This window comes from Bradyrhizobium sp. P5_C12, assembly GCF_054049735.1.
In genome coordinates this window covers 169,336-192,134 of sequence record NZ_JBFULU010000010.1, presented here as the reverse complement: position 1 = coordinate 192,134, position 22,799 = coordinate 169,336, and the positions used below count along the sequence as shown (strand labels likewise).

General features: G+C 66.4%; 25 protein-coding genes. 7 read left to right on the top strand and 18 right to left on the bottom strand.

The window, feature by feature from the left end:
- Nucleotides 1-18: 18 nt before the first annotated feature.
- Together ACXJMY_RS12525 and ACXJMY_RS12520 are read right to left on the bottom strand one after the other, a co-directional pair.
- Nucleotides 19-342 carry an antibiotic biosynthesis monooxygenase family protein gene (locus ACXJMY_RS12525; protein WP_456619638.1) on the bottom strand — a complete coding sequence of 108 codons (324 nt, stop codon included), beginning with the start codon at nucleotides 340-342 and terminating at the stop codon, nucleotides 19-21.
- Between the two features lie 136 nt (nucleotides 343-478).
- The gene (locus tag ACXJMY_RS12520) at nucleotides 479-1,261 is read right to left on the bottom strand and encodes a class II aldolase/adducin family protein (protein WP_456619637.1); all 783 of its coding nucleotides are present in this window, start codon (nucleotides 1,259-1,261) and stop codon (nucleotides 479-481) included.
- A gap of 200 nt (nucleotides 1,262-1,461) precedes the next feature.
- Between ACXJMY_RS12520 and ACXJMY_RS12515 the strand changes: the two genes are divergently transcribed.
- The 3 genes from ACXJMY_RS12515 to ACXJMY_RS12505 all read left to right on the top strand — a co-directional run bounded on the left by ACXJMY_RS12515 (nucleotide 1,462) and on the right by ACXJMY_RS12505 (nucleotide 3,800).
- Entirely contained in the window at nucleotides 1,462-2,295 is an 834-nt protein-coding gene (locus ACXJMY_RS12515; protein ID WP_456619636.1) for a helix-turn-helix domain-containing protein, read from the top strand.
- Between the two features lie 75 nt (nucleotides 2,296-2,370).
- On the top strand, nucleotides 2,371-3,318 hold the full coding sequence (locus ACXJMY_RS12510) for a 2-dehydropantoate 2-reductase (RefSeq protein ID WP_456619635.1): 948 nt from the start codon (nucleotides 2,371-2,373) through the stop codon (nucleotides 3,316-3,318).
- Nucleotides 3,315-3,800, top strand: coding sequence for a cupin domain-containing protein (locus ACXJMY_RS12505; RefSeq protein ID WP_456619634.1), 486 nt, complete (start codon nucleotides 3,315-3,317; stop codon nucleotides 3,798-3,800). Before ACXJMY_RS12510 ends, ACXJMY_RS12505 begins: the two co-directional genes overlap by 4 nt.
- A gap of 21 nt (nucleotides 3,801-3,821) precedes the next feature.
- Here ACXJMY_RS12505 and ACXJMY_RS12500 read toward each other — a convergent pair whose 3' ends face one another.
- The 5 genes from ACXJMY_RS12500 to ACXJMY_RS12480 all read right to left on the bottom strand — a co-directional run bounded on the left by ACXJMY_RS12500 (nucleotide 3,822) and on the right by ACXJMY_RS12480 (nucleotide 8,348).
- The gene (locus ACXJMY_RS12500) at nucleotides 3,822-5,465 is read right to left on the bottom strand and encodes a lysine--tRNA ligase (protein ID WP_456619633.1); all 1,644 of its coding nucleotides are present in this window, start codon (nucleotides 5,463-5,465) and stop codon (nucleotides 3,822-3,824) included.
- 169 nt (nucleotides 5,466-5,634) lie between these two features.
- Entirely contained in the window at nucleotides 5,635-6,606 is a 972-nt protein-coding gene (locus tag ACXJMY_RS12495; RefSeq protein WP_456619658.1) for a transporter substrate-binding domain-containing protein, read from the bottom strand.
- 300 nt (nucleotides 6,607-6,906) lie between these two features.
- A complete protein-coding gene (locus ACXJMY_RS12490; RefSeq protein WP_456619632.1) occupies nucleotides 6,907-7,497 on the bottom strand; it encodes an SCO family protein in 591 nt (196 codons plus the stop codon).
- Between the two features lie 24 nt (nucleotides 7,498-7,521).
- Nucleotides 7,522-7,716, bottom strand: coding sequence for a hypothetical protein (locus tag ACXJMY_RS12485; RefSeq protein WP_456619631.1), 195 nt, complete (start codon nucleotides 7,714-7,716; stop codon nucleotides 7,522-7,524).
- A 110-nt stretch (nucleotides 7,717-7,826) separates the two neighbouring features.
- Nucleotides 7,827-8,348, bottom strand: coding sequence for a hypothetical protein (locus ACXJMY_RS12480; RefSeq protein WP_456619630.1), 522 nt, complete (start codon nucleotides 8,346-8,348; stop codon nucleotides 7,827-7,829).
- 249 nt (nucleotides 8,349-8,597) lie between these two features.
- Here ACXJMY_RS12480 and ACXJMY_RS12475 point away from each other — a divergent pair, with 249 nt between their 5' ends.
- The 4 genes from ACXJMY_RS12475 to ACXJMY_RS12460 all read left to right on the top strand — a co-directional run bounded on the left by ACXJMY_RS12475 (nucleotide 8,598) and on the right by ACXJMY_RS12460 (nucleotide 12,179).
- A complete protein-coding gene (locus tag ACXJMY_RS12475; RefSeq protein ID WP_456619629.1) occupies nucleotides 8,598-10,256 on the top strand; it encodes an FAD-binding dehydrogenase in 1,659 nt (552 codons plus the stop codon).
- A complete protein-coding gene (locus tag ACXJMY_RS12470) occupies nucleotides 10,256-11,173 on the top strand; it encodes an alpha/beta hydrolase family esterase (protein ID WP_456619628.1) in 918 nt (305 codons plus the stop codon). Before ACXJMY_RS12475 ends, ACXJMY_RS12470 begins: the two co-directional genes overlap by 1 nt.
- Before the next feature lie 131 nt (nucleotides 11,174-11,304).
- Nucleotides 11,305-11,655 carry a RidA family protein gene (locus ACXJMY_RS12465; protein WP_456619627.1) on the top strand — a complete coding sequence of 117 codons (351 nt, stop codon included), beginning with the start codon at nucleotides 11,305-11,307 and terminating at the stop codon, nucleotides 11,653-11,655.
- Nucleotides 11,656-11,813: 158 nt separating this feature from the next.
- Entirely contained in the window at nucleotides 11,814-12,179 is a 366-nt protein-coding gene (locus ACXJMY_RS12460) for a nuclear transport factor 2 family protein (RefSeq protein WP_456619626.1), read from the top strand.
- A gap of 181 nt (nucleotides 12,180-12,360) precedes the next feature.
- Here ACXJMY_RS12460 and ACXJMY_RS12455 read toward each other — a convergent pair whose 3' ends face one another.
- The 11 genes from ACXJMY_RS12455 to ACXJMY_RS12405 form a co-directional block, all read right to left on the bottom strand.
- Nucleotides 12,361-13,209, bottom strand: a complete 849-nt coding sequence (locus ACXJMY_RS12455) for an amidohydrolase family protein (RefSeq protein ID WP_456619625.1) — start codon at nucleotides 13,207-13,209, stop codon at nucleotides 12,361-12,363.
- Between the two features lie 3 nt (nucleotides 13,210-13,212).
- Complete coding sequence (locus ACXJMY_RS12450) at nucleotides 13,213-14,190, bottom strand: aldo/keto reductase (protein ID WP_456619624.1); 978 nt, start codon at nucleotides 14,188-14,190, stop codon at nucleotides 13,213-13,215.
- A gap of 103 nt (nucleotides 14,191-14,293) precedes the next feature.
- On the bottom strand, nucleotides 14,294-15,226 hold the full coding sequence (locus tag ACXJMY_RS12445) for a sugar-binding protein (protein ID WP_456619623.1): 933 nt from the start codon (nucleotides 15,224-15,226) through the stop codon (nucleotides 14,294-14,296).
- A gap of 95 nt (nucleotides 15,227-15,321) precedes the next feature.
- Nucleotides 15,322-16,404 (bottom strand): ABC transporter permease, encoded by a 1,083-nt coding sequence (locus ACXJMY_RS12440; RefSeq protein WP_456619622.1) that lies wholly within the window; start codon nucleotides 16,402-16,404, stop codon nucleotides 15,322-15,324.
- A complete protein-coding gene (locus ACXJMY_RS12435; RefSeq protein ID WP_456619621.1) occupies nucleotides 16,404-17,162 on the bottom strand; it encodes an ATP-binding cassette domain-containing protein in 759 nt (252 codons plus the stop codon). Before ACXJMY_RS12435 ends, ACXJMY_RS12440 begins: the two co-directional genes overlap by 1 nt.
- Nucleotides 17,163-17,174: 12 nt before the next feature.
- Complete coding sequence (gene xylA / locus ACXJMY_RS12430) at nucleotides 17,175-18,509, bottom strand: xylose isomerase (RefSeq protein ID WP_456619620.1); 1,335 nt, start codon at nucleotides 18,507-18,509, stop codon at nucleotides 17,175-17,177.
- Complete coding sequence (gene xylB, locus ACXJMY_RS12425) at nucleotides 18,506-19,963, bottom strand: xylulokinase (RefSeq protein WP_456619619.1); 1,458 nt, start codon at nucleotides 19,961-19,963, stop codon at nucleotides 18,506-18,508. The genes xylA and xylB overlap by 4 nt, the downstream gene beginning before the upstream one ends.
- Nucleotides 19,964-20,042: 79 nt before the next feature.
- The gene (locus ACXJMY_RS12420) at nucleotides 20,043-21,086 is read right to left on the bottom strand and encodes a LacI family DNA-binding transcriptional regulator (protein ID WP_456619618.1); all 1,044 of its coding nucleotides are present in this window, start codon (nucleotides 21,084-21,086) and stop codon (nucleotides 20,043-20,045) included.
- Nucleotides 21,087-21,187: 101 nt separating this feature from the next.
- Entirely contained in the window at nucleotides 21,188-21,652 is a 465-nt protein-coding gene (locus ACXJMY_RS12415; protein WP_456619657.1) for a GNAT family N-acetyltransferase, read from the bottom strand.
- A gap of 2 nt (nucleotides 21,653-21,654) precedes the next feature.
- Nucleotides 21,655-22,167 (bottom strand): N-acetyltransferase family protein, encoded by a 513-nt coding sequence (locus tag ACXJMY_RS12410; protein ID WP_456619617.1) that lies wholly within the window; start codon nucleotides 22,165-22,167, stop codon nucleotides 21,655-21,657.
- Nucleotides 22,167-22,748, bottom strand: coding sequence for a helix-turn-helix domain-containing protein (locus tag ACXJMY_RS12405; protein ID WP_456619616.1), 582 nt, complete (start codon nucleotides 22,746-22,748; stop codon nucleotides 22,167-22,169). The genes ACXJMY_RS12410 and ACXJMY_RS12405 overlap by 1 nt, the downstream gene beginning before the upstream one ends.
- Between the last annotated feature and the right edge of the window lie 51 nt (nucleotides 22,749-22,799).

The following is a 22,799-nucleotide window of genomic DNA, read 5'->3' as shown; positions in this document are numbered from 1 at the left end:
TCGCGGAGCCTTGAGGTTTCAGCGGTCATTCCGGACGTCGACGACGACCTCATAGTTGGCGGCCGTCGTATCGAAGGTCGTCAACATGCTTCGCGCGTCGGGATCGACGATGGCCTTGTCGGGATCGGGCCCCGTGAAGGCGCGGATGCTGTCGAGGCTCTGCCACAGCGTCAGCGCCAGCGCCAGCACTTCGGCGCCCCCCTCCACCTCGCGCCGCAACAGCGAGGCGCCGGAGAAGCCATTGATCGCCTTGAGATGCGGCACGACCATGGCCGCGAAATGATGCTGATAGGTGGCGGCGTTATCGCGCGTCGCCGTCGCACGCCAGATGCGGGCGATCATCTCTACTCTCCGAAGTCTGCAAGATTCTGTTCCGAGGCGTGCGCCGGCATCCTTCGCGGAGTATCGGGGAAGACGATGCAAGCCGTATTGGCCGAAACTGCCGTCGCCCCGCCTCAGGCGGAACGACGACCACGGCTCAGGTCGCGTAATCCGGCTCCTTGCGGTCCAGCATGCGCTTCAGGGCCGCAAAGTGCCGCTGCGCCGGCGTCGGGCCGTTGTAGAGATGATCGTCCATGTAGTCGCGCCGGGTCTTCTCGACCACGGGCGTCGGCAGTTGCTTGAGCGGCTGGCCGGTCCACATCGCGTAGATCTGCACCTGCGCGGCACGCTCGACGTAATAGAGCTTGTCGTAGGCATCCGCGACGCTTGCGCCGACGGTGGAGATGCCGTGATTGGCCATGAACAGCACGGTCTTGTCGCCGATCACCCGTGCCAGTCGTGCGCCTTCGGCCGGATCGAGCGCCGGGCCGGCATATTCGTCGTCATAGGCAATCGCGCCGGAGAGACCGACCTCGGTCTGGCCGATCTCCTTGATGCGCGGATCTTCCAGGCGCGTCAGCGCGCTGGCATAGGGCATGTGGGTGTGGAACACCGCCTTGGCCTGCGGCAGCGCCTTGTGGATCGGCGCGTGGATGCAATAGCAGGAGCGCTCGACCTCGCCCTCGCCGCGCTTGACCTCGGCATCGTCGATCCCGACTTCCATGAAGCAGGAGGCGGTGACCTCCGACCAATGGGTGCCGAACGGGATCTGGTAATAGCGATCGCTGCGTCCGGGCACCACGAAGGTCAGATGATTGAAGATGCCCTCGCTGAAACCTTGCATGAAGGCCAGCCGGTGCGCGGCGGCGAGATCGACCCGCGCCTGCCACTCCTCGGCACCATAGTCTGCAAGCGCTTTGGGCTCGACCCTGAACTGCATGGTATCCTCCCCTGTGATGTGCGCAGCGTTCCGGTTGCGCGTTGCAACCGGCTGCCTTGCTTGTCTTCCAACCCCCATGCTAGCGCAATCTGCAGTCGTATTGGCCGTAATTGCCGCAACGCTCCCATCCGGTTTTTGCGCTTCGCGCAGGGACGGCCATGGCGTCAGGATGAGCGAAAGACACGGGACGCGAGCTTGCGATGGCGCGACGGGACACCGGGAACCACACGAGCTACTGGCAAAGCCGGCGGATCGCCGGCATGAGCCTGCTGCGCGCCGATTTCCGCCGCCACGACTACGGCACTCACAGCCATGATGCGTTCGTGATCGCGGTGACCGAGGCCGGCGGCGCCGAAATCCGCAACCGGAACATGGCGCAGAAGGTCGGCCCGGCCACGCTGTTCATTTCCAATCCGGAGGATCGGCAGTCGGCGCGCATGGGCGACAGCGACCACTGGCGCTATCGCGCCTTCTATCTGGCGCGGCCGGCGATCGACGGTCTCGCCCGGCGCTTCGGCGTCGACACCATGCCTCATTTCCTGGAGAGCATGCTCGACGATGGCGACCTGATCGAGCGGTTCGGCCGCCTGCACCGGGTGCTCGAAACCGAGCAGGACGGCCTCCTCGCCGACGAGCTCGTCATCGATGCCTTCGCCCGGCTGTTCGAGCGCCATGGCAGCGGCAGCCACCGCCGCAATGTCCCCGCGGGACGGGACGCCGTCGCGATGCGGCTGATCGAGCTGATGCGGGAGCGCCACGCCGAAAACCTGAGCCTGGACGACCTCGCCCGCTTTGCCGGCCTTACCAGCTTCCAGTTGATCGGCCTGTTCAAGCGCGCGGTCGGGCTGACGCCGCACGCCTATCTCGTTCACATCAGGCTCAACGCCGCCTGCCGCCTTCTCAGGCGAGGCCATTCGCTGGCGGACAGCGCGCTGGCGGCGGGCTTCTGCGACCAGGCGGCGCTCAACAAGCATTTCAGGCGCTGCTACGGCATCACTCCATTGCAATATGCGCAGGCCACGCGGGCCGGCTGAACCGCGGCGCGCCGCAATTTCAGCCAATACTGACGCCGAATACGGACCCTACAGCGATCCCCGGAGGTTTTGTCGATGTCCCTGAGCGATCACGCCGCCACGTCCGCACGCCGCCGCATTGCCGTGGTCGGCCTCGGCAGCATCGGCGGCGTCATTGCCGGCTCACTCGATGCGGCGGGCCGGCACCACGTCACCGCCTGCGTGAGACGCCGGATCGAGCGGCTGGTCGTCGACCGGCCCGACCGCACCATCGAGGCGCGGCCTCATGTCCTGACCGATCCGTCGCAGGCCGAGATCCATGACTGGGTGCTGTTGTGCACCAAGGCGCAGGACACCGCGGCGAGCGCGCCCTGGCTGCAACGGCTTTGCGGTCCCGCCACCCGCGTCGCGGTCTTGCAGAACGGCATCGGACATGCGGAACGGCTGGCGCCGTTTGTCGGGCCCGCCACCGTGGTGCCGACCATCGTCTATTACAATGGCGAGCGGCTGGCGCCCGACCGCGTCCGCTACCGCCGCGCCAGCGACTACGATTTTGCGGTCGGCGACGATTCCGGCGGACGCGCCTTCGTGGACCTGCTCGAAGGCACGGCGATGCAGATCCTGGTCAGCCCCGACTTCAAGACCATCGCCTGGCGCAAGCTGATGCTCAACGCCGTGGCCAATCCGATCACCGCGCTCACCCTCCAGCGCCAGGGCGTGTTCCGGCGCGAGGACATGGGCCTGCTGGTGCTCTCCGCCCTCGAAGAGGCCGCTGCGGTCGCACGTGCCGACGGCGCGCGCCTCGCGGACGACGAGGCGACAAAACTGCAGTCGATGCTGCTGACCTTCCCCGCCGACGCCGGCACCTCGATGTATTTCGACCGGCTGGCGGGACGCGCCCCCGAGGTCGACGCTCTGACCGGCGCCGTGGTCGCGGCCGGCGAGCGCCATCAGATCGCAACGCCGATCTGCCGCATGCTGCTGACCCTGATGCGCGCCGCCGACGCCGTGCCGATCACCGACCTGACCGGGACAGCGCAATGACCCCACCGTCCAGACTGACGCTCCCGGCATTCGATCCGGACGACGTGAGCGAGAGCAATTTTACCAGCTATCCGGCTGTGCACCGCGCCGCCAACCAGATGCGCTACAATCGCCGGCTCGGCGATCACGCCGGCCTGACGAATTTCGGCGTCAACCTGACCCGGATCATTCCAGGCGGCCAATCCTCGTTCCGCCATGCGCATTCGCGTCAGGACGAATTCGTCTTCGTGCTCGAAGGTGAGGTGGTGCTCGAGACCAATGGCGGCGCGCAGGTATTGACGGCAGGAATGTGCGCCGGCTTTCCCGCCGGCAGCGGCGACGCACACCGCTTCGTCAACCGAACGGCGCGGGACGCAAGGCTGCTCGTGATCGGCGACCGCACACCGGACGACGCGATCAGCTATCCCGACGTCGATATGCACGCCGTGCTCGGGCCGGATGGCGTCTACAAATTCACGACCAAGGCGGGCGAGCCACTGTAGCCTCGCTCGCCCATCCCGGGATCACGCACTCCGCGCCAGCGCACCGTCGATCATGTTGATCGCGTTCTGGACGCCGTAGACGGCGACAAAGGAGCCGAAGCGCGGGCCCTTCTCCTGGCCGAGCAGGACCTGGTAGAGCATGTTGAACCAATCGAGCGTGACGCCGGGGCGGCCGTCCTTGCCCTTCTTGACCTGGTCGAGAAACGGCTCGCGGCGGCCGATCTCGTAGACGACGTTCTGGATGTCCTCTGGCGTTGCCTCCTGCGGCAGCTGCGACAGCGCATCGCGCAGATCCTGCAACGCGGCGCGCTCGATCTCGGTCGGCTCGCGGAACTGCTTCGTCGGCGCCACGAAGTCGCGATAATAATTGATGGCGTAGCCGACCATCGCATCTAACTTCGGATGCGTCTGCGGCGACACGCCGGGGCGGTAGCGGCCAATGAAGCCCCACAACGTTTCGGCATTTTCCGCATTCGACGACGACACCAGCGTCAGCAGCAGCTGGAACGTGACGGGCATGTCGCCCTTCGGCGGATGGCCGCTGTGGATGTGCCAGACCGGATTGCCGAGCTGCTGCTTGCCATCCTGCTTGGCAAACCCGTCGATGAACTGCTGATAGTCGTCGACATTGCGCGGGATAACGTCGAAATACAGCCGCTTCGCCGCCTTCGGCTCGCGGTACATGAACAGCGACAGCGATTCCGGCGAGGCGTAGCGCAGCCATTCGTCGATGGTGAGGCCGTTGCCCTTCGACTTCGAGATCTTCTGGCCCTTCTCGTCGAGGAAGAGCTCGTAGTTGAAGCCTTCGGGCGGCGTGGCACCGAGCGCCTTGGCAATCGCGCCTGACAGCTTCACCGAATCGATCAGGTCCTTGCCGGCCATTTCATAGTCGACGCCGAGTGCGACCCAGCGCATCGCCCAGTCGGCCTTCCACTGGCACTTGACGTTGCCGCCGGTGACGGGCGTCTCGACCTCTTCGCCGCTGTCGGGATCGACATAGGTTATCGTGCCGGCGGCGACGTCGCGGCGGATCATCGGCACCTGGAGCACGACACCGGTGGTCTTGCTGATGGGGAGGAACGGCGAATAGGTGGCGCGGCGATCGGGCCCGAGCGTCGGCAGGATGATCGCCATGACCTGGTCATAGGCGGCGAGCATCTTCAGCAGCGTCGCGTCGAAGCGGCCTGACTTGTAATAGTCGGTCGAGCTCGCGAACTCGTAGTCGAAGCCGAAATGATCGAGGAAGGCGCGCAGGCGCGCGTTGTTGGCGGCGCCGAACGAGGGATATTCGTTCGAGAACGGATCCGGCACGGCGGTGAGCGGCCGCCCCAGATATTGCGCCAGCAGATCCTTGTTCGGCACGTTGTCCGGCACCTTGCGGAAGCCGTCCATGTCGTCGGAGAAGGCAAGCAGGCGCGTCCTGATCTTGTCCTCGGTCAGCACGCGGAAGGCATGGCGCACCATCGAGGTGCGCGCGACCTCGCCGAACGTGCCGATATGCGGCAGGCCGGACGGGCCGTAGCCGGTCTCGAACAGCACCTCGTCCTTGGGCGCTTTCTTCAGCCGCGCGACAATCGCCTTCGCCTGCTCGAACGGCCAGGCGCTGGATTGTTCGGCGAGCGCACGCAGGTCGCTCGGGTTCGCGGCAAGATCGATAACGGACATTGAGGAGCCTCCGGGCCGCGGAAAATAGCGATTTCCCGGCAGAATGCAAAAATGGTCTTGATCGTCATTCCGGGGCACGCGCGTCAGCGTGTGAACCCGGAATCTCGCGCCACAATCTCGAGATTCCGGGTTCGCGCTTCGCGCGCCCCGGAATGACGGGGTTGGATGACTAAAACGGGCTCACCGAAAAATACCGCAGCCACAGGTCGGTGTAGCGGCCTTTTTCCCAGACGCGGAACATCGCCCAGTTCAGGGCCTGGCGCAGCACGTCGTTGCCCTTGCGGACGGCAATGCCGATGCCCTCGCCGAAGAAGCGGCTTTCGACGAAGGGACCGCCGGAGAAGGCGCAGCAGTCGCCCGAATCGGTGCCGTTGATCCAGAACGCCAGCGAGATGGCGTCGCCGAAGATGAAATCGACCTCGCCCTTGCGCAAGGCGGCGCGCATGGCGTCGTCATTGGGATAGGCGTGCAGCTCGGCATCGGTGAACATCGCCTTCAGATAGGCTTCATGCGCCGAGCCCGCGATGACGCCGACCTTCTTGCCCTCGAGATATTCCGGGCGGATCTCCGGCATCACCGCGTCCTTGCGCGAGGCGAAGCGCGCGGGCACGCGGTAATAGGGATCGGTGAAATCGACACGGGCGCGGAGCTGCGGGCTCACCGCCATCGAGGCGATGATGGCGTCGCCCCGGTTGGAGGCGAGCGCATCGACCAGCGTCTCGAAGCGGCGCATCTGCACCGTGCAGGTCACCTTGATCTCCTCGCACAGCGCGCGGGCGAGATCGACGTTGAAGCCGGCCGGATTGCCGTCGGCGCCGGTGTAGTTGAACGGCGGATAGTCGGTCTCGGTCAGGAAACGGATCACGGTCAGGCGCGACAGGTCCGGCCGCTCGGGCCGCCGCCGCGGGTCCCAGAAGCTGGGCACGGCCTGGGGGGCCGCCTGGGGCGCAACCCGCGGGGTGGCCTGGGGCGTCCCTTGAGGCGTCCCTTGAGGAGTTCCTTGGGGCGCCACGGAAGGCTGCTTGGCCGGGGTCTGGGCCTTCGCGCCGGGCAGACCCGGGAACAGGCAAGCGCCGACGGCCAGCCCAAGCAGGACACGGCGCAAGATCTGGAGCGATTTTACCTGTCGCGATGCGGCCATCGGCGGGAAATGAACGAATTTCATTGGGATCGGAGGGCCTTATAGACCATCCGGCCGGGAACGCGAGCGGGGATTGTGGCCTGGGCAGAGGTGCGCCCCCTCTCCCGCTTGCGGGAGAGGCTCGGGGAGAGGGGTGTCTCCACGTCGGGACAATCCCCAAGAGGAGAGAGCCCTCACCCGGCGCTTTGCCATAGCCGAGGCTTTGCCTCGGCGTCTTAGAGGACGGCCGCCAAAGGCGGCCTATGCCTCTCCCGCAGGCGGGTGAGGTGCAGGGGAGCTCGTGGCTCGACCGAGTTCTTCTCAGAGATACCGCTTCAGCTCGGTCGCGGCCTCTTCAGGCGTGCGCTTCAGGTTGAACGGCGAGACGAACCTGCCGTCGCGGTCCATCAGGTAGATCAGCGCGGTGTGGTCCATGGTGTAGTCGCCGTCCTTGGTCGGGACCTTCTTGGCGTAGACCCGGTAGGACGTGATGACCTTGGCAATGTCGGCGGGATCGCCGCCGAGGCCCTCGAGATGCGGATCGAAGCTCGAGAGATAATCCTTCATCGCCGCCTGGGTGTCCCGCTCGGGATCGACCGAGATGAAGATGGCGTTGACCTTGTCGGCGTCCTTGCCCATCACGCGCAGCACTTCCGAGATCTCGAACAGCGAGGTCGGACAGACGTCGGGGCAATGGGTGTAGCCGAAGAAGATCAGGGTCGGCTTGCCCTTGAGGCTCTTGTCGGTGACGGTCTTGCCGTTCTGGTCGGTGAGCTGGAACGGGCCCCCGATCGCGGCCGGCTGCGCCACCTTGCTCACCCCGCCCATGGCCCAGAACATGACCAGGAGCCCGACGACGAGGCTTGCGGCGAAGGCGGTTGCAATCACCAGCGGGCGGGTGGCGGAGCTCATGGGCGGACGACTTCCTGTCGCGGATCAGAAACAGGCGGCAAAGCCGGTCCTGATCATTTCGAAGAACACTTGGGTGCCGTAGTGGAACCACAGCGCGAGTGCGCCGATCACGACGAGCCCGCCGATCCCTGCACCCGCGAACAGCAGCACGGCCGGCGTCCGGCCGGCAGTGGGCGAATTGTCCGATACCGGATGAGCGGAGTGCAGTGGTTGAGCCATGACACCGATCGGGGCGAAGGCCCCGGTTCCCGGGTTCTCAGATAAGCTTTAGCCCGCCTGCGGGCAAGGCGCCGCTGGCGGGCTAAAACGATCCGGTCATGCTGAGGATGTCAGTGCAGAAGCTGGCCCCGGGCGGATTCGAGCTGTTCCACTTGCGGGAGAGACCGGCGCTGCGGCTTGATCGTCGAGGCCTGCGCGTCGAGGTAGCAGGGCTTGTACATGGCCTGGAGCTGCTTGCCCCTGAGGAAGAGCATGTGCGGGGTGAGGCCGCCGCGCTGCATGATCCAGCGTTTCACCTGCGACGGGTACATCGCGTAGAGCATCTGGGTCGCCTCGGAATTGGTGACGGCACGGCCGTTGCTGCCGAAATCCCAGGCGGCGTGGAAGCCGAGCGTGGCATGCGAGGTCACGCAGATGCGGTCGCGCGGGATGGCGCCGAGGACGATGGTGCAGGCGGAGGCGCAGAGGCCGTCGATGATGACGGTGTCGCCGGATTGGCGCAAATCCTGGTACCTGTCGACGTAGGTTCCGATCCGGCCGCCGCGATCATCCGCGATCCGAACCACCGCCTGAGAAGCCCCCATGCCCGCGATCAGGAGAACCGCCGCAAGCAACCCCGTCAGAAACTTCATTGTCCCCCGCCCCAGTCGAATTCGAATCTGCGTGTCAGGTGGTGATGCTCAGCTAGCGTCTGTCGTAACCGTGGTTTTGTCTAGGCACGCCGGCCCGCTCAAAACAAATTCAAATCCAGTGTTGCGTCCGCGCTGCACTCGGGCCGGCTCGGTCCCAATGTGGAACAAGTTAACGATGTCTTATCCGCCACACCCTTGATCTCAGCTCCAACCGCTGGCTTCAATCCGGGCAACTACAGGGGGGAACTCATGACTGAGCAGGCGGACGTCATCGTTGTCGGCGCGGGACTGTCGGGACTGGTGGCTGCCACCGAGATCGCCGATGCGGGCAAGCGCGTGATCGTCGTCGACCAGGAAGGCGAGCAGTCGCTCGGCGGCCAGGCGTTCTGGTCGTTCGGCGGATTGTTCCTGGTCGATTCGCCGGAGCAGCGCCGGCTCGGCATCAAGGATTCCTTCGAGCTCGCGATGCAGGACTGGCTCGGCACCGCCGGCTTCGACCGCGACGAGGATTTTTGGCCGCGCCAATGGGCCGAGGCCTATGTGGCGTTCGCCGCAGGCGAGAAGCGCGACTGGCTGCGCGCCATGGGCCATCGCATCTTCCCCGTGGTCGGCTGGGCCGAGCGCGGCGGCTATGACGCGATGGGCCACGGCAATTCGGTGCCGCGCTTTCACGTCACCTGGGGCACCGGGCCCGGCATCGTCGAGCCGTTCGAGCGCCGCGCGCGCGAGGCGGCGAACAGCGGGCGGATCACCTTCAAGTTCCGCCATCGCGTCGATGCGCTGTCCGTCACCAACGGTACTGTCGACGGCGTCAGCGGCGCCGTTCTCGCAGCCGATCCCGTCGAGCGCGGCAAGAGCTCGTCGCGCAAATTGGTCGGCGAGTTTGCGCTGAAGGCACAGGCCGTGATCGTCGCCTCCGGCGGCATCGGCGGCAATCATGATCTGGTGCGGCAGAACTGGCCGAAGCGGCTCGGCGAGCCGCCGAAATTCATGATCTCCGGCGTGCCCGAACATGTCGACGGCCGCATGATCGGCATCACGGAAGCGATCGGCGCGCGGCTGATCAACCGCGACCGCATGTGGCATTATGTCGAGGGCATCCAGAACTGGTCGCCGATCTGGCCGCGCCACGGCATCCGTATCCTGCCCGGCCCGTCCTCGATGTGGTTCGACGCCACCGGCACGCGGCTGCCGGCGCCGCTGTTTCCCGGTTCCGACACGCTCGGCCAGCTCCAATACATCATGTCCACCGGCCATGATTATTCCTGGTTCATTCTGACGCAGAGCATCATCAAGAAGGAATTTGCGCTGTCGGGATCGGAGCAGAATCCCGACCTCACGGGCAAGAGCTGGCGCATGACCTTGCGCCGCGCCACCAACAAGGGCGCGCCGGCGCCGGTGGAGGCGTTCAAGCGCCACGGTGTCGACTTCATCGTACGCGACAAGCTCGAGGACCTCGTTGCGGCGATGAACACGCTCGCCGGCAACGACCTGCTCAGGCTCGACGAGGTGAGGATGCAGATCGAGGCGCGCGACCGCGAGATCGCCAACGCTTACGTCAAGGATGCGCAGGTGATGAACATCCACAATGCTCGGCGCTATATCGGCGACAGACTGATCCGCACCGCCTCCCCGCACCGCATCCTCGATCCCGCCCATGGGCCGCTGATCGCGGTCAAGCTCAACATCCTCACCCGCAAGACGCTGGGCGGCTTCGAGACCGATCTCGACGCACGCGTGTTCGGCGAAGCGGGCAAGGTCATTCCCGGGCTCTACGCGGTCGGCGAAGCCGCGGGCTTCGGCGGCGGCGGCGTGCACGGCTATCGCTCGCTGGAAGGCACGTTCCTCGGCGGCTGCCTGTTCTCGGGCCGCAATGCCGGCCGCGCCGCGGCGAAAGCGGTGGGCTAGTGCGACACTGGATCCGCATCGGGGCGCTCATCGCGGCAGTGGCCGCCGCGTCGGCCGCATCCGCCGATACGATCGACGTCGGCGGCGTGAAGCGCTCCTACACCGCGCTACTGCCGGCGAAGAAGCCGGCTCCGCTCGTGATCGTGCTGCACGGCAAGACCCAGCGCGGCGCCGACATGGTGGCGCGGACGGCCTGGCCGCAGGTCGCAAAGCGCGAAGGCCTCGCCGTGGTCTTTCCCGACGGGCTCAACAATGCCTGGGCCGATGCGAGGACGAAGGCGGGACCCGCGCTGCGTGGACCGCCTCCGGGCACCGATGACATCGCCTTCATCGCAAAGCTCGTCGGCAAGCTCGTGGCCGACGGCACCGCCGATGCGAAGCGCGTCTACGTCGCCGGCGTGTCCAACGGCGGCGCCATGGCGATGACGCTCGTCTGCGCCCGCGCCGATCTGTTCGCGGCCGGCGCGAGCGTGATCATGAATCTCACCGAGGAGGCCGCGGTCACCTGCCATCCGTCGCGGCCGCTGCCGATGCTGATCATCAACGGCACGGCCGACCCGCTGGTGCCCTACGAGGGCGGACGCGGATCGAGCTATTATGCCGCAGACGGATTCTGGTCGACCGAGGAGACGCTGGCGTTCTGGCGCAAGCTCAATGGCTGCGACACCGATGACGCCGCGGTGACGGACCTGCCCAATAGTGCGCCCGCGGACCAGACCACCGTGACACGGGTCTCCTCGCACTGCCCCAGCGGGCACGACGTCGTGCTCTATCGCGTCAACCATGGCGGCCACCGCATGCCCGGATTCGCGCCGGATGCCCGCTTCCCGAAGATTGCGGCGCGCCTGCTCGGGCCACAGAACAACGACATCGACGGCGCCGAGACGATCTGGACGTTCTTCAGCCGGTTTCCGTAAGGCCGCGCATGCATCGCGGACGACGCATGCGTGCCTGGCAACGCATGCGTGCCTGGCAACGCATGCGTGCCTGGGGTGGCATAGCGCAAGGCGCTGCGCTAGACAGGGCCGCCATTCATAGGAGACTCCCAATGAGCATTCAGCGTTTTGAAACCGGCCCGCGCATGAGCCAGGTCGTCGTGCACGGCAACACCGTCTATCTCGCCGGTGTCGTCGCGAGCAACGCGGCCGGCGAAAGCGTGACCAAGCAGACCCAGGACATCCTGAAGACCATCGACGGCCATCTCGCCAAGGCCGGCACCGACAAGTCAAAGTTGCTCTCGGCCACGATCTACATCACCGACATGAAGACCTTCGGCGAGATGAACGCGGTGTGGGACGGCTGGGTCTCGCCCGGCAACACCCCGGCCCGCGCCACCGTCGAAGCCAAGCTGGCCGCGCCGCAATACACGGTCGAGATCATGGTGACCGCGGCGAAGTAATTTTCGCGAACTAGTCGCATGCGAATGAAGCGCGATGAGACCATCATCGCGCTTCATTTTTTTCGCGCGCTGATGACCTCAGAGGTAATCGATCGGCGCGCGTGAACCTTCGATAGTGACGGTCAGCCGAACCAACGGCGCCATCGAAGGAGAACACCATGACCGATCCCGCCGCCATCGCCCGCCGCTATATCGATCTCTGGAACGAGCGCACGGCCAGCCGCCGGCGCGAACTGCTGAGCGCGAACTGGACGGCGGATGCGAGCTATGTCGATCCCCTGATGACGGGCGACGGCCATGACGGCGTCGACGCGCTGATCGCGGGCGTGCAGCAGCGCTTTCCCGAGTTCAAGTTCAAGCTGCTCGGCGAGCCCAACGGCTACGGCGACCACGTTCGTTTCTCGTGGGGCCTCGGCCCGGACGGCGTCGACAGCCCGATCAAGGGGACGGATTTTGCCGTGCTGAAGGACGGGCGGATCAGGAGCGTGACGGGATTTCTGGACCAGGTGCCCGCGGGCGCGTGAGGGGCGAGCGCGCTGCCTGAAACTCCATCGTCGTCCCGGCGAAGGCCGGGACCCATACCGCGTGATCTCTCGGTTGCTGAAGATACGAGTACCGAACGACTGATCTTCACCAAACTACTTCCTGGGGGTATGGGTCCCGGCCTTCGCCGGGACGACACCTGTGGTTAGGCGCGTGCTCGGCTCACGCCATCGACAACCGATACGCCCGCTTCGCATTCACCCCGAACGCCTTCTCGCGCACCTGCGCACCCAGCTTCGCCAGACACGCCTCCAGCGCGCCCTTGATCTCGCCGTAGCTGCCCGCGAGCAAGCACACCGGCCAGTCGGAGCCGAAGATCAGGCGATCCTCGCCAAAGCAGTTTGCGGCGTGCGCGACGAACGGAAACAGCCGCTCCGCATCCCAATCGTCCCACACCGCTTCGGTGGCGAGGCCCGAGATCTTGCACCAGACATTGCCGCAGGCCGCGAGTGCTTTGATGCGGTCGGCCCATTCGCTGGTTCCGCCATCGGCGATCGGCGGCTTGGCGGCGTGGTCGAGCACGAAGCGCGCCTGCGGGAAGGCCTGCGCCGTCGCGATCGCGGCGGGCAATTCGCGGGCGCGGACCAGGAAATCGTAGGCGAGATCGCGGGCGAATATTGCGGTGAGGCCGCGCTGGACATCCTCGCGCAACAGCCAGTCGGGATCGGCTTCGTCGTGGACCTGATGGCGGATGCCGACCAGCTTTTCGCCGCCGGGGACAGCACGCAGCCGGCCGAGCGTGTCACTGAGCGAACTGTCGGTCAGGTCGACCCAGCCGACCACGCCGACAACGAAGGGATTCGTGCTTGCGATGCGCAGGAACGCCTCGGTCTCCTCCAGCGCGGAGCGGCATTGCACCACGATGCTGGCGTCGACTCCGTTCGCCTCCAAGAGCGGCGCGAGATCGGCGGGAGCGAAGGCACGGCGGATCGGCGCCAGCTCAGGGGCATCCATCCAGGGATAATCGGCGCGCGCCGGGTCCCAGAAATGTTGGTGAGCGTCGATGATCATGCCTTACGCCCCGCCCGGCAGCGGCGCCCGCGCGTCGACGAGTGTTCGCGCACGCAGTTCCTGCCAGAAGGCCGGCGGCACCGCCCTCTCCGACATCGCGATATTGTCTTCGACCTCCATGGCGTTGCGCGCGCCAAGCACGGCGACCGTCACTGCGGGATGCGCCATGCAGAACTGGAGCGCGGCGGCCTTCAGCTCGGTGCCGTGCTTGCGGCAGAGCTGATCGAGCTCGAGCGCCCGCGCAACAAGCGCCGCATCGGCGTCCTGATAGTTGAACTTCGTGTTCGCGTGCGGATTGGCCAGGATGCCGCTGTTGTAGATGCCGCCGAGCAGGATGCCGATGCCTCTCTCGCGGCAGACCGGAAACAGCGCATCCAGCGCGCCCTGGTCGAGCAGCGTGTAGCGGCCGGCGAGCAGGAAGCAATCGACCGGCACGCCTTCCGCGAAGCGGACCAGCATCTCGGACTGGTTCATGCCGGCGCCGATCGCCTTGATCGTGCCGTCGGCGCGCAGGCGCTGCAGCGCGCGGAAGGCGCCGGCAACCGCGTCGTCATAGTGATCGTCCGGATCATGTACGAGCAGGACGTCGACGCGGTCGAGCCCGAGGCGCGCGAGGCTTTCCTCCACCGAGCGCATCACGCCGTCATAAGAGAAATCGAACACCGGCCGCTCGCGCGGCGTGCCCTTGTAATGGTCGTCCTCGGCGGCAGCGCCGTCAGGCGCGCGCAGAAGCCGTCCGACCTTGGTGGAGATGACGTAGGAGTCGCGCGGCTGCTGCCGCAGGAAGCCGCCGAGCCGCCGTTCCGCCAGACCGAAGCCGTAGAGCGGCGCGGTATCGAAGAAGCGGATGCCGGCCGACCAGCCGCGCGCGATCGTCGCTTCCGCGTCGGCACCGCTGACCGGGGTGAACAATCCGCCGAGCGGAGCCGAACCGAGACCGATTGACGTGACGTCGAGGGAGCCGAGCCGCGACCGTTTCATTCCCATGGCCTTCCAGCAGTCTTGCAACAGTCCAATTCATCTCTCCCGCTTGCGGAAACCGCAAGCGGGAGAGGCACGCAGGAGCGCGGGGCTGGCGGCGCTCCTACTTCAACATCTGCGCGACGTTGTCCTTGGTCACGAGATCTAGGCCGGTGTAGACGATCTCCGGCACCTTCTCGCCCTTCTTGATGGCGAGCAGCGTGTCCATCGCCTTCTCGCCCATCTCGAAGGGCCGCTGGCCGACCAGCGCATTGGCATAGCCGTCGCGCAGCAATTCGAGCTGCATCTTCAGCGTATCGGCGACGACCAGCGTGAACTTGCCGGAATCGATGTCCTTCTTATTCCTCGAGGCGAAGGCCTTGAAGCCCTCGGGAGCGAACATCGGCCAGCCGCCAATGGGAACGATGGCGGCGAGATCGGGCGTTGCGGTGCGCATGTCCGTCATCTGCTGGACCGCGAGCGCGGGATCATCGTTGCAGAAGGTCGGCGACCCCGCGACCTCGGTCCATTTCGAGCCCTTCAGCGCTTCGCGGACGCCGTCGACACGCTCGGCGAGATTCTTGGCGCCGGGGCCTCCCGAGACCATGGCGTATTTGCCGCCGTCCGGCCGAAGCTTCAGCAATTCCTTGCCGAGCGCGACGCCGAATTCCTTGTTGTTGGTGCCGATATAGGCGATGCGCTTGGAGCTCGGTGCGTCGGCATCGAAGGTGATGACGGGAATGCCGGCGGCCGTCGCCGCCTCGATCGACTTGGTCATGGCCGCGACGTCGGCGACCGAGATCGCGAGGCCATCGACCTTCTGGGTGACGAAGTCCTGGATGATCTGGGCCTGCGTCGCCGGCTCATGCTCGACCGGACCCTTGTAGACGCACTCGATGTTGCCGAGCTCCTTGGCGCGCTTCAGGCAGCCGTCGCGCGCGAAGTCGAAGAACGGATTGTTCATCGCCTTGGGCACGATCACGAAACGGTAGTTCGCGGCCAATGCCGGCGTCGCCATCATCGCGACGGCCATGCCCGCAAGAAGAAGTCTCCTCATTGCTTTCCTCCACCCTTGTTTGGCGCCTGTCCTCTCAAAATCGTCCGGGAAGCGGACAGGCGGCATCTTGGTTGCCCTCCCGAAACGGCGTCACTTCAGATCATGCGCGAGCGGATGCGATCGACCAGCACGGCGAGGATGATGATCACGCCGACCAGCGTCTGCTGCCAGTAGGAGCTGACCTGCGCCAGAACGAGACCGTTGCGAATCACCTCCAGCAGCACACAGCCGACGATGGCCCCCAATGGACCGCCTATGCCGCCGGCAAGGTTGGCGCCGCCGATGACGGCCGCCGCGATCACGTTGAGCTCGTAGGACGTCGCCATGTTGGCCGGCGCCGATCCCAGCCAGCCGGAGATGATGATGCCTTGGAGGCCTGCCGCGAGCGCGCAGATCACATAGACCTCGATCTTCACCCGCACCACCGGAATGCCGGTGAGCTCGGCCGCCTTCTCGTTGCCGCCGAGCGCGAAGACGTGGCGGCCGAATGAGGTGTGGTGCAGGACCACGGCCATCGTCAGGGCGAGGATCACGAGATAGATGAAGGGCACGGGAACGCCGAGCACGTCACCGGAGGTCGCAGCGTAGAAATAGTCGGCGTCCGGCCCGCCCGGAAAACTGCCGCGGCCGTTGGAGACGACATAGCCGAGCCCGCGCACGATCGAGAGCATGCCGAGCGTGGTCACGAACGGCGACAGGCCGAGCACTGCGATGCAGAAGCCGTTGACGAGGCCGGCGATCAGCGCCACGCCGAGACCGGCGACGACCGAGACCAGCAGGATCAGCCCCGGCACATTGGCCAGCACGGTCTTGCCGTCGGCCGCCATGTGCACGAACAGGGAGCCTACGGGCGAGCCCGGCATCGACAGCTCGGTCATGACCATCGAGGTGATCATCGCCGAGAAGCACATCATCGAGCCGACCGAGAGGTCGATGCCGCCGGTGATGATGACGAAGGTGACGCCGAGCGTGGCGATGGCGATGAAGGAAAAGTTCTTCGCCACGTTCTGCATGTTGCCTTCGGTGAAGAAATAGGGGCTGGCGAAATGCATGATCACCAGCAGCACCGCCAGCGCGAGCAGCACGTAGCCGGTCTGGGAGGCGAAGATGCCGCGCTGCCACCACCTGATGCGGCCGACATTCGAGAAGGTGATCGGGGATTCCAAGGGCATGGCCATCACGCCGCCTCCTTCGCGCCGGTGATGAGGGCGGTGACTTCCTCGGGACTGGTCTCGTGGATCGGCTTGTCGGCCCGCTTCTCGCCGCGCCGCATCACGATCACCCGGTCGCACACCGCGAACACGTCCGGCATGCGGTGCGAGATCAGCATGACGGCGACGCCCTGCTCCTTCAGCCGGTGGATCAGCCCGAGAACCTGCTCGACCTGGCGGACCGAGATCGCGGCGGTCGGCTCGTCCATCATCACCAGCCTCGCATTGGAGAGCCGCGTCCGCGCGATCGCAACCGCCTGGCGCTGACCGCCCGACATCTGCTTGACGAGATCGTCGGGCCGCGTTTCCGAACGCAGCTCGCCGAACAAGTCCAGCGCGCGCGCCGCCATCGCCTTGTGGTCGAGCAACGCGAACGGACCGAATTTGCGCTTCAGCTCGCGGCCGAGAAAGACGTTGGCGGCCGCGGTGAGATTGTCGGCAAGCGCGAGGTCCTGGTAGACCACCTCGATGCCGACCGCGCGGGCATCGACCGGCCGGCTGAAATGAACCGCATTGCCGGCGAAACGGATCTCGCCATGGCTGGGGCGGAAATTGCCGGCGATGATCTTGACCAGCGTCGACTTGCCCGCGCCGTTGTCGCCCATCAGGCCGACCACCTCGCCCGGGAGCACCTGCATGTCGACGTCGTGCAGCGCGCGGATTGCGCCGAACTCCTTGCCGATCCCGGTCAGTTCGAGGACCGGCGTTGCTTCAGCACTTGTCATCAGCGCCCTTCCTCAGACATGGCGGTTGACCAGGGATTCCAGATATTCCTGACGGCCCGAGCGCGGCTGCGGATCGAAGCCGGGGGAGAGCGCACAATCGGCGAGGTCGGCGAGCGAGCGCTGGCCGCCGAGAATGGCGCGGCCCTCGGGGCCCGCCCATCCTTCGTAGCGCTTGTCGAGCGGCGCGGTGAGGACGCCGGCATCGAGCATGTCGGCGGCGGCGAGGAAGGCGCGCGCGCAGGCATCCATCGAGCCGACATGGGCATGGATCAGGTCGTCGGGATCGATCGACTGCCGCCTGATCTTGGCGTCGAAATTGAGCCCGCCCGAGGTGAAGCCGCCGCGGTTCAAGAGCTCATGGAACACCAGCGCGAGCTCGGGCACGTTCATCGCGAACTGGTCGGTGTCCCAGCCGAGCAGATCGTCGCCGCGATTGATGTCGAGCGAGCCGAAAACGCCGAGCGCCTCGGCGAGCGCGACCTCGTGATGGAAGGAGTGGCCGGCGAGGATGGCGTGGTTCTGCTCGATGTTGAGCTTGACGTCGTTCAGCAGATCGTAGCGCTCGAGGAAGCCGTAGCAGGTTGCGACGTCGAAATCGTATTGATGCTTGGTCGGCTCCTTCGGCTTCGGCTCGATCAGGATCGGGCCCTTGAAGCCGATCTTGTGCTTGTGCTCGACGACGAGCGCGACGAAACGGCCGAGCTGGTCGAGCTCGCGCTTGAGATCGGTGTTGAGCAGGGTCTCGTAGCCCTCGCGCCCGCCCCACATCACGTAGTTCTGGCCGCCGAGCCGGTGCGTCACCTCCAGCGCGGCGCGGACCTGGCCTGCGGCATAGGTGAAGACATCGGGATCCGGATTGGTCGCCGCGCCGGCCATGTAGCGGCGATGCGTGAACAAATTGGCGGTGCCCCAGAGTAGGCGGACTTTTGCCGACGCCATCTTCGCTTCGAAGACGTCGGCGATCGCGTTGAGATTGGCAACGGATTCCGCCAGCGACGCGCCTTCCGGCGCCGCATCGACATCATGGAAGGTGAAGAAGGGAACGTCGAGCAGGCGGAACAGCTCGAAGGCGGCGTCGGCCTTGGCCCGTGCCAGCGCCATCGCATCGGTGCCGTGGTGCCAAGGCCGCAGGAAGGTCTCGCCGCCGAAGGGATCGCCGCCGGGCCAGCAGAACGAATGCCAGTAGCAGACCGCGAAGCGCAGATGATCCTCGAGCCTGCGGCCGTGGACCACGCGGTCCTTGTCGTACCAGCGGAAGGCCGGTGCCTGTCCGGCATCCTTGCCGGCATCCTTGCCGGCAAAGGCGACAGGCCGGGTTGTATCGAAGAACTTGGCTGGTGCGTTCACGAAAGTGGCTCCTTCAACGCGGGATAGAGATCACGCCACCGGCGATAGGCGTCGTCGTAGGCCGCGGCGACGGATGGGCGCGGCGCGAAGGTCGCGAGCCGCCGCGGGCGCGTGCAGACCTGTGCCGGGTGCTCGCCGGTGGCGGCGATGCGGCCGAGCCGCGCGGCGCCGAGCGCCGCCCCGACCWCGCCCTCCTCGACGCGGTGGACGGGAATGCCGAGCACATCGGCGCAGATCTGGGCCCAGAGCGGCGAGCGCGAGCCGCCACCGACGAGATCGAGCTCGGCGATCGAGCCGCTCGCCGCGCTCAGCGCCGCCAGATTGTCGCGCGCGGCGAAGGCGACGCCTTCGAGCACGGCCTGAACCAACTGCGCGCGCCCGGTCGCAGCCCGCAAGCCGACGAAGGCGCCGCTGGCGGCAGCATCGTTGTGCGGCGTGCGCTCGCCGTCGAGATAGGGCAGGAACTTGACGGGACCGGGTCCATCGACGCGCTCGCCGAGCGGCGCCAGCAGCGCCGCGGCCGGCGTCTCCATCACGCTCGCGAGCCAGGCGAGCGAGGCCGCCGCCGACAGCATCACGCCCATCTGGTGCCAGAGGCCGGGCAGCGCGTGGCAGAAGGCGTGCACGGCCGAGGCCGGCGCCGGCGCGAACCGATCGGTGACGCGAAACACCACGCCGGACGTGCCCAGCGACAGGAAGGCATCGCCGGGCGCGATCGCGCCAAGCCCGATGGCGCTCGCGGCGTTATCGCCCGCGCCGCCGGCAAAAACGACATCTTTCGCCATGCCCCAGCGCTGCGCGAATTCCGGCGCAAGCACCGCGCAGGCCTCGCTGCCTTCGACGAGCCGCGGCATCTGATGCAGATCGAGCCCGGTGGCCTGTAGCAGCAGCGCCGACCAGCGGCGCTGGCCGACGTCGAGCCACAGCGTGCCGGCGGCATCCGACATGTCCTCGACCATCTCGCCGGTCAGGCGGTAGCGGACATAGGCCTTCGGCAGCAGCACTTTTGCCACGCGTTCGAAGATGCCGGGCTCGTGGCGGGCGACCCAGAGCAGCTTTGGCGCGGTGAAGCCGGGCATCGCCAGATTGCCGGCGATGGCGTGCAGCGACGGGCAGCGCCGCTCGAGCTCGATGCATTCGGCATGCGACCGGCCGTCGTTCCAGAGGATCGCGGGCCGCAGCGGCCGTCCATCCGCGCCGAGCAAGGTTGCGCCATGCATCTGGCCTGATAGCCCGATGCCGCGCACCGCGGCGACCGCGAGCGCATGATGGGCTGCGAGATCGTCGACCGCGCCGATGGCCGCGTCGACCCAGGCGTCGGGATCCTGCTCGGACCACAGCGGCGCCGGATGCGACAGCGCAAGCTCGCGCGCCGCCGTCGCGACGATCGCGCCGGCTTCGCTCACGAGCACCGCCTTCACACCGGACGTGCCGATGTCCAATCCGAGATACACGCCGTCCTCCCTTTCGCCTGTCGCCGTGTGCGATCTTGCGTCGCCTTGCCCGCAACGGGCCGTTCGAAATCCGCTGCCGCTAAGGCAGATTGTCCCGCATCACGATGTCGATCCTGATCTTCTCCTGTTCGTGCAGGATGGGCTCGCCGCGAGCGAGCGCAAGCAGCACGCGCACGGCGGCGCGCGCCTCATGTCCCGGGTTCTGCGAGATCGCCGCATCCATCACACCCTGCAACAACAGCCGGCGCGTCAGCACCGTGACGTCGTGCCCGACGAACACCACCTGCTTGTCGCGGCCCGCATCGCTTAACGCCTTGGCCACGCCCTGCGTGCCGGCGCCGACGTTATAAAGGCCGACAATGTCAGCATGCCTGCCGAACAACCGCGCCAGCAGATGCTCCGAGCGGTCGTCCTCGTCGCGCCCTTCCAGCACCGGCAGCACGCTGAGCTCCGGAAACTCCGACGCCATCACCTGGTTGAAGCCGAAAATGCGCTCGGCATGGTCGCGCAGGCCCTGCGAGCCGGCGACGATCGCGACCTTACCGGACCTTTGGCCGGCCAGCCGCCCGACCAGCGCGCCGGCGGTGCGGCCGGCGGCGATATTGTCGATGCCGACATAATGGTGCCGGCGCGACGACGGCACGTCCGAGACCAGCGTCACCACCTTGGTGCCGGCATCGACGAGATCGTTGATCGCGGCCCGGACGCCCGGATGGTCGAGCGCGACCACCGCGACGCCGTCATAGTCTCCCGACAGCGCCTCCAGCGAATTCGCGAGCACGGCCGGATCGAACACGTCGGTTACGACCATCTCGACGCCGATGCGGCGCGCCGAGAGCCAGGCCGTCATCTCGCCGAGATAGGCCTCGATCTGCTGCATGAACGGGTTCGGCCCCGACGGCATCACGAAGGCGAAGCGGCGGGCGCGGCCGCGGGCGAGCTCGGCGGCGGCCACGTGCGGCTGGAAGGCGTTGCGCTCGATCGCCTCCTTGACCCGCCGGACCGTGTCCGGCCGCACGCCCGGGCGGTTATGCAGGACGCGGTCGACCGTGGCGAGGCTGACGCCCGCCTGGCGGGCGATGTCCTTCAGCGTCAGCGCCGCGGCGGTAAGCGTATCGGCCATGGCTGAAGGCTAGCAGAGGTGTTTTGAGGTACGCAACTCATTTTGAGGGACACGAGAGAATTTTCGGCCCACGGTTGCACTGCGGCAGTTGGCCGGAGGGTTTAGCGACCACTCAGATCGAGCGTGAGGAACAGGCTGTTGGGATCCACGACATAGCCCTCGAGCGGGCCGCAGGCGACGAAGCCGTGCGCCCGGTACAGCGCGTGCGCCGGCTTGAAATAGTCCCACGAACCGGTTTCGAGGCTGAGGCGCGACATGCCGCGCACACGGCCTTCGGCGATGATGTGGCGGAGCATCTCGCCGCCAAAGCCGCGCCGCCGCGTGGTCTGGAGCGTGTGCATCGATTTCACCTCGCCATGATCAGGCGAAATCGTCTTCAGTGCGCCGGTGGCGACCAGCGTGTCGCCGTCCCAGCCGGTCCAGAACGCGATATCGGCTGCGCGAAGGCCGGCAAGATCGAGCGCATGCGCGCTGCCCGGTGCGGTCTGTGCCCGCGCCGCGGTGACGTGATGGTCGAGCAGCGCGATGACGCGGGGATCAAAAGTGTCGCCGGTACGGATCTGCATCGTCACGGCCTCACGCCGCTTGAAAGCCGCATCTGCATGAGGACCATATCGAGCCAGCGGCCGAACTTGCAGCCGACCTCAGGCATGCGGCCAACCTCGGCAAAGCCGAACGAGGCGTGCAGCGCGATCGAGGCGGAATTCGAGGCCTCGATCGCGGCGACCATGGTGTGCTTGTTCAACGCCGTGGCACGCTCGATCAGCGCAACCATCAGGCTGCGGCCGATGCCCGCGCGATGATGCCGCTCGTCGACATAGACGGAATTCTCGACGGTGTGGCGATAGCCGGGCCAGGGACGGAAATCGCCGAAGGACGCGAAGCCGACCACATCCCTGCCCTTCATGGCGACCAGAACGGGATAGCCGGCGTCCCGCCTTGCGCCGATCCATTCGCGCCGCGAAGCGAGATCGACCGCGCCGTCGGTCCAGACCGCCGTGGTGTTGAGCGCGGCGTGATTGTAGATGGCGAGGATATCGGCGGCATCCTCCAGCGTGGCGTCCCGCACGATCAGCGGCATCACATTTTCCCGTAAGAGGCGCCGCGCCGCGTGATGATGACGTAGCGCGCATCCTGTTTGGTTTCGTTCTCGAAGGTCACCGCACGCATCACGTCGAAATCGAGACAATCTCCATCACGCAAGCGCACCGACTTGGCGTCGATATGCACGCAGACCGCCCCCTCCAGCATCAGCAGCTGCTGGGTGAAGGCGTTGCGGCCCCAGGGGCTGTAGGAGACGCGCGCGCCGGCCGGCAGGTCGACGACGATGATCTCGATGCCGCTTGCCGCATCCGGCGGCGAGGCATGACGTCGCCGGTAGCCGCTGTCGGGATCACGCCAATGCGGCTGGTCGGCAAGCCGCATCAGCCGCTCCGGGGGCTTCTCCGCGAGCGCGACGACGTCGCTGAGGGTGACATCGAGCGCCGCGCAGAGCTTGTTGAGCAGCGCGGCCGTCGCACTGCTCTGCGCCCGCTCCACCCGCCCGATCATGGCCCGGCTGACACCGGAGCGCGTTGCGAGTTCGTTCAACGTCATGCCCGCCTGCGTCCTCAACGTCTTCAAGCGACGACCGATCGCGCGGTCGAGTTTCTGCTGGTCCATGGTTGTCATCCGAACAATGCCCGACACGAGGACCGCACCCATCAGGGCGGG

Coding starts and splice junctions, on each gene's coding strand:
- ACXJMY_RS12525 (WP_456619638.1), bottom strand. CDS start 342: ATGATCGCCCGCATCTGGCGTGCGACGGCGACGCGCGATAACGCCGCC.
- ACXJMY_RS12520 (WP_456619637.1), bottom strand. CDS start 1,261: ATGCAGTTCAGGGTCGAGCCCAAAGCGCTTGCAGACTATGGTGCCGAG.
- ACXJMY_RS12515 (WP_456619636.1), top strand. CDS start 1,462: ATGGCGCGACGGGACACCGGGAACCACACGAGCTACTGGCAAAGCCGG.
- ACXJMY_RS12510 (WP_456619635.1), top strand. CDS start 2,371: ATGTCCCTGAGCGATCACGCCGCCACGTCCGCACGCCGCCGCATTGCC.
- ACXJMY_RS12505 (WP_456619634.1), top strand. CDS start 3,315: ATGACCCCACCGTCCAGACTGACGCTCCCGGCATTCGATCCGGACGAC.
- ACXJMY_RS12500 (WP_456619633.1), bottom strand. CDS start 5,465: ATGTCCGTTATCGATCTTGCCGCGAACCCGAGCGACCTGCGTGCGCTC.
- ACXJMY_RS12495 (WP_456619658.1), bottom strand. CDS start 6,606: ATGGCCGCATCGCGACAGGTAAAATCGCTCCAGATCTTGCGCCGTGTC.
- ACXJMY_RS12490 (WP_456619632.1), bottom strand. CDS start 7,497: ATGAGCTCCGCCACCCGCCCGCTGGTGATTGCAACCGCCTTCGCCGCA.
- ACXJMY_RS12485 (WP_456619631.1), bottom strand. CDS start 7,716: ATGGCTCAACCACTGCACTCCGCTCATCCGGTATCGGACAATTCGCCC.
- ACXJMY_RS12480 (WP_456619630.1), bottom strand. CDS start 8,348: ATGAAGTTTCTGACGGGGTTGCTTGCGGCGGTTCTCCTGATCGCGGGC.
- ACXJMY_RS12475 (WP_456619629.1), top strand. CDS start 8,598: ATGACTGAGCAGGCGGACGTCATCGTTGTCGGCGCGGGACTGTCGGGA.
- ACXJMY_RS12465 (WP_456619627.1), top strand. CDS start 11,305: ATGAGCATTCAGCGTTTTGAAACCGGCCCGCGCATGAGCCAGGTCGTC.
- ACXJMY_RS12460 (WP_456619626.1), top strand. CDS start 11,814: ATGACCGATCCCGCCGCCATCGCCCGCCGCTATATCGATCTCTGGAAC.
- ACXJMY_RS12455 (WP_456619625.1), bottom strand. CDS start 13,209: ATGATCATCGACGCTCACCAACATTTCTGGGACCCGGCGCGCGCCGAT.
- ACXJMY_RS12450 (WP_456619624.1), bottom strand. CDS start 14,190: ATGAAACGGTCGCGGCTCGGCTCCCTCGACGTCACGTCAATCGGTCTC.
- ACXJMY_RS12445 (WP_456619623.1), bottom strand. CDS start 15,226: ATGAGGAGACTTCTTCTTGCGGGCATGGCCGTCGCGATGATGGCGACG.
- ACXJMY_RS12440 (WP_456619622.1), bottom strand. CDS start 16,404: ATGGCCATGCCCTTGGAATCCCCGATCACCTTCTCGAATGTCGGCCGC.
- ACXJMY_RS12435 (WP_456619621.1), bottom strand. CDS start 17,162: ATGACAAGTGCTGAAGCAACGCCGGTCCTCGAACTGACCGGGATCGGC.
- ACXJMY_RS12420 (WP_456619618.1), bottom strand. CDS start 21,086: ATGGCCGATACGCTTACCGCCGCGGCGCTGACGCTGAAGGACATCGCC.
- ACXJMY_RS12415 (WP_456619657.1), bottom strand. CDS start 21,652: ATGCAGATCCGTACCGGCGACACTTTTGATCCCCGCGTCATCGCGCTG.
- ACXJMY_RS12410 (WP_456619617.1), bottom strand. CDS start 22,167: ATGCCGCTGATCGTGCGGGACGCCACGCTGGAGGATGCCGCCGATATC.
- ACXJMY_RS12405 (WP_456619616.1), bottom strand. CDS start 22,748: ATGGACCAGCAGAAACTCGACCGCGCGATCGGTCGTCGCTTGAAGACG.